Here is a 658-nt window from a genome sequence, read left to right as displayed (position 1 = left end):
ATAATGAACACACAGGCGATGCGTTTGTGTCTGTCAGAGTAGGAGCGTTAGTAGTGTTAGAATAAGAAGGTGAAAGCGTCACACTCATATAAAAGTCCTTAGTTATTTGCATCTTTGCAAATGATAACTATTACTATTTTTGTGTGATTATATGCCTCGTCTATGAGAAAAACAACCGTTATAAGAGAGTGCTGTGATAACAAAAAAACCAGACAGTATGACACCATCTGGTTTTATAATACTAAAGTTCAGTACTACTAAGCACCTCTGAAACTGTCTTAGCTATCCCTCAAGCTGCGCCATGACGTCAGCAGAGAAGTTCACGTTAGTATAAACTTCTTGCACATCATCCGCATCTTCTAACATATCGATCATCTTTAGGATCTTTTCAGCATCTTCCACATTGTCGATTTCAGCCGTGGTAGATGGTGACATGGTGACTTCAGCATTGTCAGAAACAAGACCAGCAGCGTTAAGCGCGTCTTGAACTTGACCAAAAGTTTCCCACTCAGTGATGACAAGCAAGCTTTCACCATCGTTTTCGATATCAACGGCGCCCGCATCTAGTGCAGCTAGCATGACCTCATCTTCTAGGCTCACATCATTAAAGGTGATTTCGCCGCGTTTGGTAAACAGATATGCCACTGAACCTGATGTG

1 protein-coding gene is annotated in these 658 nt (G+C 41.6%); it reads right to left on the bottom strand.

Annotation, left to right across the window (positions count from 1 at the left end; all coding sequences use genetic code 11):
• Window positions 1-282 precede the first annotated feature (282 nt).
• The coding region (locus ACS8FC_RS18245) for a YebC/PmpR family DNA-binding transcriptional regulator (protein ID WP_439297826.1) at window positions 283-658 on the bottom strand (376 nt) is incomplete at its 5' end.

It is taken from the genome of Psychrobacter sp. 1Y4, from assembly GCF_051847555.1.
This window is presented reverse-complemented; position numbering and strand designations above follow the sequence as displayed.